The sequence below is a fragment of the Bacillus sp. AP50 genome (genome assembly GCF_040492675.1).
Classification (GTDB): domain Bacteria; phylum Bacillota; class Bacilli; order Bacillales; family Bacillaceae_G; genus Bacillus_A; species Bacillus_A cereus.
Genome location: NZ_JBEUTW010000456.1, coordinates 1 through 1,207, shown reverse-complemented (window position 1 = coordinate 1,207; position 1,207 = coordinate 1). Strand labels below are relative to the sequence as shown.

Genomic DNA, 1,207 nt, shown 5'->3' with positions numbered 1-1,207 from the left:
AATATAAATAACCTACCTATAATTGTAATGTTTTACCAAATAAACAACATCAAAAAATGTAAAATTAATCTTTTCATATCTTTTTCAAATTACTTTATGGCTATTTTCCAAACATTTTCAAACGCTTTCTTTATGAATTTTATCCGTTTTTCTACATGTAGCGAAAAGTAATTGTTATTTCCAATACTTTAGTGTATATTTTTTCTCTGGAACATCTTTAAGAGGAAGGGATTAAGGCCATGTTATTAATCGATATATTTACGTTTCTTGGCATTATCGCCGCTGCCATTTCTGGTACATTAGTTGGTTTAAAAAAAGATTTAGATTTATTTGGTGTCCTTTGTTTAGCTGTAGCTACTGCGCTCGGCGGCGGTATTATTCGTGATATCATGATTGGTAACCTGCCCCCTGTCGCATTTGTAAAACCCATTTACTTTTTCGTAAGTGTATTATCAGCATTATTTACTTGTATGTTTTTTGAGCGCATCAATAAACTTCAAGTCGTTATTATGCTTTCTGATGCTGTTGGCTTAGGTGTTTTTACAGCTATTGGTGCAAATGCGGCAATGTCACATCATGTTGACGCCTCATTTCTAGTTGTTTCAATGGGAGTCATTACAGGTATTGGAGGCGGTATTTTGCGTGACATTTGTGCTCAAGATATCCCTTACGTATTCCGAAAAGAGATTTACGCAATCGCTTCTATCTTAGGAGCAATTAGCTTCCTAATCACACACGCTATGGGGGCGCACGTGTTAGCTTTCTATGTTTGTTTATTAGTAACATTCATTATTCGTGTCGTCACTGTAATATATAATGTTCATTTCCCTGTTTTCTTTAAAACACATGCTAAAATTAATAAAGGCCATTAAGAGAATTCTAGATAGAATTCTCTTAATTTATATACTATTCAACGAACTAATATAGAGTAATTATATATAAGCATATATAATTACTCTATATTAGTTTTAAAATTGAAAACGTTTTATATACAGGGGGAAGAATGATGCTTGGGGTTTTCAAAAAAAATATTAATAAAACAAATGCCAGTATAATCGAATTAAGTAAGGACCAACAAATAACTTTTAATGTCCCTACTAATTCTGAATTAAAAATTCAAATGGATATGCTACATATTTCAAAAGAAGATTTACAAGTTGTAAAAGTACTACAGCCTTTTATTTATGCAGAAATTGATTGGATTACT

The 1,207-nt window shown here is 31.5% G+C and carries 1 protein-coding gene and 1 pseudogene; both read left to right on the top strand.

Annotation, left to right across the window (positions count from 1 at the left end; all coding sequences use genetic code 11):
* The first annotated feature begins 239 nt into the window (after nucleotides 1–239).
* Nucleotides 240–872, top strand: coding sequence for a trimeric intracellular cation channel family protein (locus ABWK52_RS24550; RefSeq protein ID WP_000924369.1), 633 nt, complete (start codon nucleotides 240–242; stop codon nucleotides 870–872).
* A gap of 134 nt (nucleotides 873–1,006) precedes the next feature.
* Nucleotides 1,007–1,207: pseudogene (locus tag ABWK52_RS24545) on the top strand (globin-coupled sensor protein); the annotation flags it as partial.

What these genes read in the sequence shown, in the direction of transcription:
- ABWK52_RS24550 (WP_000924369.1), top strand. Translation starts at nt 240, where the DNA reads ATGTTATTAATCGATATATTTACGTTTCTTGGCATTATCGCCGCTGCC.